We start from the raw sequence: 6,599 nt of genomic DNA on the forward strand, positions 1-6,599 counted from the left end.
AAAATATACAGTAGAGGAATGGGATGGTAGTTTCTTTACTCAATTAGAACAATTAAAAGATAAATTATTAAAGGATAATGAATGAATTACTTGAACCAATTATTGAGTATCTTTCGCCAATTTACTCGTCCGGTTTTATCACATATTAAGAATTCACTCCCTGTACTACTTACGCTTGGATTTATTCTTCTTTTTGTTGGTATTTGGACTTATGGCTCATCTTGGACTTTTAGTGGTATTTCAAATGAGGAAGGCTGGGATTATGAGCTAGCCAAACAAGTAAAGATGGGAAGCAGAATAATGGCTACCGTTGTGATGTTACTTACTTTAGCTGTTATTGTTATTTTAAAGCTGCAACTTAAAAATATCCGTTTAAATAAAGAAAAGAATGCACTAGAGAAAGAGCAAGAAGAGAAAGATATCATTCTTCCTTATATCAAAGAACAGGACGATAATCTTGAATTAATGTCTGAAGCATTAAAAAACCATTTATCTCATAAAGATTATATTTACCAGCTTCCTTGGTATATGGTAATAGGCTCAAATGAAGCTGGAAAAACAAGCTTTATTAATCGTTCTAATCAGAAATTTACACTGACTACAGCAGAAAAAACATCTAAACGTTATATGCGTGAGAATTGCTTGTATAAAATTGACTGGTGGGCAAGCGATGATGCAATTCTACTCGATCCTGAAGGCGGAATGATTCAACAATTAGGCTCAGAAAAAGATCTTGAAGGTAAAATTGCAAAAGAATTATGGCTACATTTGCTTGATTGGATTAGTGATGTTCGTCCTCAAAGACCAATTAATGGTATCATTCTTGTTGTTGATCTTCCTAAATTAATTGCCTCAAATCACAGTGATAGACAAGCCCTGGCTGTTTTATTACGTAACCGAATTCGTGAAGTTACAGAACAATTTGGTGCCCGTGTACCAGTTTACGTTGTTTTGAATAAAACAGATCTTATTGAGGGCTTTGAAACATTTTATCGTGATTTAAAACAAGATGAACGCTATAAGAATCTAGGTTTTTCTTTTACATTAAATACAGATGAGCAAATAGATAAATGGACAAAAGAATTATCTGATAGCTACATCGCATTTGTAAAAGAAATTGAGGAAATAACTTTTGATAAATTAGCCTCTACCATTTCTCAAGAAGAACGCGAATCACTTTATATGTATGCTCGTCAATTAGGCGGAATGAAAGACATCCTTCTGCAGTTTATTAGTGATGTCTTAGAAAGTGATCGTTTTACAACAACACCTTATGTTCGTGGAGTTTATTTCTCTTCTATCTTCCAAGAGGGGATTCCTATAGACTTCTATCAAGCTGCAATTTCTAAACAATTTGAGCTACCTCATGTTATTCCAAGTTGCCTACCTGAACGTACTCAGAAAACATATTTCACTCATAATTTCTTTCAAAATATCATCTATCCAGAGGCTGGACTTGTTAGTGATAATAAAAAGGAAATTCGTCGCAGTAAACGTAAATTTATACTTGGCTCAGTGGCTATAATTATCTCTAGCATTTGTATTCTAGCAACCTGGCAAAATTACTTTTATAAGAATAAAACAACTTCTGTAAAAATTCTTAAATTAACTGAAGAATTTCGCCAAATGAATATTAGTCAATCAATGGATCCAACAGGTCGTAATTTATTAAAACCATTAAATCTTTTGCGCCAAGCGACTTATGGTTATGGTGATTATGAGGATGCATTACCTGTATTTAAAGATTTTGGTTTATACCAGGGCAAGAAAATTGGTGGAAAAGTGAGTGAGGCTTATAAGAAATTTCTTGCTGAACGTTTTTTACCTGAGATTGCTATGGGATTGATTGAGCAAATGGATACTCTTCCTGAAGATAGCAACGAGGGGCTGGAGCTATTACGCGTTTATCGGATGATCGATGATATGGCAAACCGAAAAGCGAAAATTCCAGAACAATGGATGATGAAATATTTGCAAAAAAATTATCCAAAAAATCCGGATATTCAACGCCAGCTAATCGCTCATTTTAGCTACGCAATGAAGCACGTTGATCCTGATTTAAGTATGTTTGATAAAAAAATTTCAGAAAAACAGCAAGAATATAGTAAATTGCCATTAGCAGATCGTGTCTATCAAAATTTTAAAATTTTGGCAAATACCGAATTACAACCGGCAACCGATTTAAAAGCTGAAATTGGTCAAAGTTTCACCACTATCTTTAAAACAGATTTAATATCGGAAGATCCTAAAACTTTCTTTAAAGATAAAAACATTGGTTGGTATGGTACATTAATTAGCCCACTATTTACAGATTGGGCATATAAAGATTTTTATGATTCAAAAGCGCAAGATTTATTGCATCTGGCAGCAATCGATGCTTGGGTTCTAGGCAAACAACAAACAACAAATTATTCAAAAGAAGAGCTTGCCCGTTTATCAGAAGAAATTCGTAAACGTTATATAACAGACTACATTCAATCTTGGCAAGAGGCTCTAAACAATTTGGAAATTGTTCATTTTGTTGATTTAAGTCATGCAGTAGACATATTAGATGCATTAACGAGTAATGAAAAACCATTACAAAAAATAATTAATTTAGTCGATAAAAATAGTGATATTTACCCAAGCTTATCAGGGGTAAATACTGAAAAAAATATTAATAATACAAATGTAGCTACAGCAAATCAGATGGCTTCATTACAGATTAGTCAGCATTTTACACCTTTGACTAATGAGGTGAAATCTTCGTCCGATGCAGAGCGTCCCCATATAGAAGAAGTAATGAAAAAATTATCTGAATTAAAGTTTTATATGCAAACAATTCAAAAATCGCCTGAACCATCACAGACAGCATTAAAAACAATTATGTCTGAGCTTAACTTAGAGCGCACCAACCCAACGGTCGATCTAAAACGTTTAGCAAGTGGGATGGCGGCTCCTCTTTCTGTTTTACTAAATAGTGTAGCCGATGAGGCTTGGGCAATCGAATTGAAAACAGCATTAAGTGAAATTAATGTATTATGGAATCGTAATGTATATAGCTTCTATCAGAATAGAATAGCAAACCGCTACCCATTAAATCATAAATCTACACAAAATATTTCCCTAGATGATTTTCGTGAATTTTTTGGACCACATGGGCGTGTACAACGCTTCTATAATGATTATCTAAAAATTTTTCTAGAAGATAATGCCGAACTTTCTGTTGTTAATGGTGAAAGTATAATTTCTTCAGAATTTCTAACGACACTCCAGGATTTACAAAATATTCAGAGAAATTATTTTGATAATTCCGGTAATGTTAATATTACTTTTAGCATGAAACCTCTAGGACTCTCTGGAAAATTTACAGCATCAACATTTAATATTGATGGTCAGTTATTGAAATATAGCCATGAAATTCCATCAGCAAGTCGTCTAATTTGGCCAAACACAACTCGCCGAGATGTGGAAACAAGTTTAACACTCGTAACATCCCAAGGTGAAACATCAACACTTCGCCGTACTGGTGAATGGTCATTATTTAGAGTGTTAGATCAAGCAACTAAGAAAGCGAACGGTCAATCTGTTGATCTTTCATTTAAACTAAATGGTGGTGCAATCAATTACCGACTTACTGTAGAAAGCGACTCAAATCCATTCTTCGGTAATATGCTGAGTAATTTCAGATTACCATCAAAATTACTAGATACCGAAAAAGAAAGTAAAGAGTTTGTTGAACCAACAGAATTTTATGAAAATGAAAATGAAAATGAAAATGAGCTTATAGTACCTGAGGCTAATTAAGATTATGTAATAGCAGAAAACCAATCTGACAGTGCTCTAGTTAAAAATTTGAGCCTGTCAGATTTATTTAAGCTTAATTTTTCTATTTAAAGATACCTCTCATCAAGAACGGGAAGTAATCAATAGAATGAAAAACTCACTAAACTCAAACCGTTATAGACGAAACAACCAATCGTCTTTTTTCGGCGTTTGTAAGTAAAAGCCTTTTTCTTTAATTTGCTGCAACACTTCCGTTTTATCCGCATTGACTAACGGTTTGCTGCCAGCAAGATTAAACAACATCACAAAAATCGGTTTGCCAAAAGCCGTTAACAATGCGTCAGGTAGCGCATCAAATTGATCGCGTTTTTCAATATAAAGATACATGCCCGGTTCTTTTGGGCTTTTATAAATGGCACAGAGCATAAATCGGATTCCTTAATTAGGTTGAAGTTGCCGATTTTGCAATAATTCATTATCATTAAGCAACTCTTTTCATTGGAATTTTACTTATGGCTCAAGATATTATCGAACTACGAACAGGTCAATTTTCTGCGCTGTTTATCAGTATTAATAGTTCAAGCTTGACTGCCATTAAGCGTGCATTGGCAAAGAAAAGCAAAACCTCGCCATCATTATTTAAAAATATTGAGGTGATTTTACAGTTCAATCCGATGCTAGAAAAAGTCAATCTTATCGCATTAAAAGACTTATTGGCAGAATATCAAATTCATCTTATTGGCGTGGCAGATTGGCAAAATCATCTGCAAAGAGAGCTCATTCTTGCCGCCAACCTCTCCATTCTTGGCAATATTAATAACCTCTCTGAAATCCTTCCGGAACCACGCGATTTACCCACAAAAATTGTGCCGCATAATGTTATCGACAAACAGGTTATTTATGCGAAAAACAGTGATTTGATTATTCATGGCGATGTGGAACAAGGTGCTGAAGTCGCTGCAGACGGCAATATCCATATTTATGGCGAATTATTAGGACGTGCCATGGCAGGTGTCAACAGCAGTTCCGGTGCGATTTATACACAATATTTAGATGCGGAATTTATCGCCGTCAACAGCCGTTTTCTCTATAAAGAAAAAATCCCAACGGAATTTTTATATCGTTCCGTCAGGATTTTTGCCGAAAAGGATCAGTTGAGTTTTCATCCTTTCTAATTACAAGTCAACAGACTCCAATTCATCTGCCATGGCGGACAATATCTCGCGTGTAAGATACGCTAACGCACGATAAAATGGCAGTCCTGCCGATTGTTCCACCTTGTTTAAAAACTTCGCTGCACAAGGCAATAAAAACTGTTCAAACAAGTCTTGTTGCGCGGATAATGAATCGGCATTGTCTTCCAACCATGAGGCCGTTAAAAGCAACATGGCAAAATGATCAAGGTTATCACTTGGCGGTAAATTACGTTCTTGACGAAAGTTTTCAAAATCCGCCACTGAAATATCATAAGCAGAAATTTGCGTTGCCACCACGCCTTTCTCACCCAATAACTTTTGGTATTCTTTCTCCAAAAGCGTTAAATCTATCGGCATTTGTAATGCGTCTAAGGCTTGTTGACTTTCTGCATCTTCCGTTAATGGCCACACTTCAGATAATTGGTGTTGTTGTAACCATGTAAATACGCCAGAAAGAATATTATCTGTTGGCTGGCGATAAAATAAATTTCCAAACAATCGGCTAATTAAAGAAAAATGATTTAATTGAATTTTCTCTTGCATTAATTTTCACTCTCAGAAGGCAAAAGTGCGGTCAAATTTTCCAATGTTTTTTCAAAGACGGAGGTTAAAACTGACTGATACCCCACCTCATCTAATAAATGAATATTGCCAAAAAACTCATGTCGGATGTCTGTTATTCCGCAAAAATTAAACAATCCATCAACCAAACAAGATTGCAAGGCTTTATCAAAAGCCAGTTGTTGATATTTTTCTATGCTATTTCCCATGGTAATAAAATGCTGTACTTTTTTATTTCCCAGCAAACCAACAGACGCACCATTTTCATTTTTGTAGGCAAAGCCGTAACTTAACACACGATCTAAATACCCTTTTAATATTGCCGGGAATCCCATCCACCAAAGTGGGTAGATAAAGGTAATTAATTCGGCTTCTGCAATCAATTTTTGCTCAAACTTAATCTCAGCCGGCACAATGCCATCCATTGTTGCACTCAATTCAGACCAAGATAACACCGGATTAAAATCTAATGTATACAGATCACGAATCACTGCTTCCACACCGATTTGCCGGGTCGCTTTTATGACTTCCTCCACTAAAGTGCGGTTAAAACTCTGTGAATTTGGGTGAGCAAAAATAATCAAATGTTTCATTTTATTCCTTAAATTTTATCGCATTTAATCAAACTGGCTGAATAATGCGTTATTTTAAAACAAGAATGATCGCAATATAAATTGACACAAGAACAAAAAGAGGAATCGGTAAAATCAATTTCATCACCCCGGCAATCACCGCTACCGCAAGTCCCCACCATAATAAAAACATCCCGGGCACGGCGATTTCTGCGACAAGTAAAACACTGCCTAACATAAACCAATGCCACTCATTCCAATGAATCAGGTAGCGTAAAATATCCCAGTGAATAAGCCAGGAAAAAAACTTGAAACTAATTAACCATTCAATCATAAATATTCCCTAAATTAATCTGTGATATTAAACCAATACTCATAATCTTTTGCTGTTCCATTGATCATCACATTCTTAATTTTAACAGAATATTTTTTATTTTTTTGAAGACCATCAACACGCCATTGAATATGATTCCCTAACCCCATATAGTCTTTATCTTTATTAGGA

At 35.0% G+C, this 6,599-nt stretch carries 5 protein-coding genes and 1 pseudogene; 2 read left to right on the plus strand and 4 right to left on the minus strand.

Going from position 1 to position 6,599, the window contains the following annotated elements:
* Positions 1-81 precede the first annotated feature (81 nt).
* Positions 82-3,786 carry a type VI secretion system membrane subunit TssM gene (gene tssM / locus QZ106_RS08655; protein WP_295976464.1) on the plus strand — a complete coding sequence of 1,235 codons (3,705 nt, stop codon included), beginning with the start codon at positions 82-84 and terminating at the stop codon, positions 3,784-3,786.
* 153 nt (positions 3,787-3,939) lie between these two features.
* Here tssM and QZ106_RS08660 read toward each other — a convergent pair whose 3' ends face one another.
* Positions 3,940-4,191 (minus strand): YcgL domain-containing protein, encoded by a 252-nt coding sequence (locus QZ106_RS08660; protein ID WP_021616498.1) that lies wholly within the window; start codon positions 4,189-4,191, stop codon positions 3,940-3,942.
* 86 nt (positions 4,192-4,277) lie between these two features.
* On the opposite strand from QZ106_RS08660, the gene minC reads away from it, so the two are divergent.
* Complete coding sequence (gene minC / locus QZ106_RS08665) at positions 4,278-4,940, plus strand: septum site-determining protein MinC (RefSeq protein WP_295976465.1); 663 nt, start codon at positions 4,278-4,280, stop codon at positions 4,938-4,940.
* On the opposite strand, the gene QZ106_RS08670 is transcribed toward minC, so the two are convergent.
* The 3 genes and pseudogenes from QZ106_RS08670 to QZ106_RS10685 form a co-directional block, all read right to left on the minus strand.
* Entirely contained in the window at positions 4,941-5,504 is a 564-nt protein-coding gene (locus tag QZ106_RS08670) for a molecular chaperone (RefSeq protein ID WP_295976466.1), read from the minus strand. It lies immediately after the preceding gene.
* On the minus strand, positions 5,504-6,115 hold the full coding sequence (locus QZ106_RS08675) for an NAD(P)H-dependent oxidoreductase (protein WP_295976467.1): 612 nt from the start codon (positions 6,113-6,115) through the stop codon (positions 5,504-5,506). Before QZ106_RS08675 ends, QZ106_RS08670 begins: the two co-directional genes overlap by 1 nt.
* An 88-nt stretch (positions 6,116-6,203) precedes the next feature.
* Positions 6,204-6,332 (minus strand): annotated as a pseudogene (locus QZ106_RS10685) (NfeD family protein); the annotation flags it as partial.
* Positions 6,333-6,599: the final 267 nt, after the last annotated feature.

This window comes from uncultured Aggregatibacter sp. (genome assembly GCF_901873365.1).
Taxonomy (GTDB): Bacteria; Pseudomonadota; Gammaproteobacteria; order Enterobacterales; family Pasteurellaceae; genus Aggregatibacter.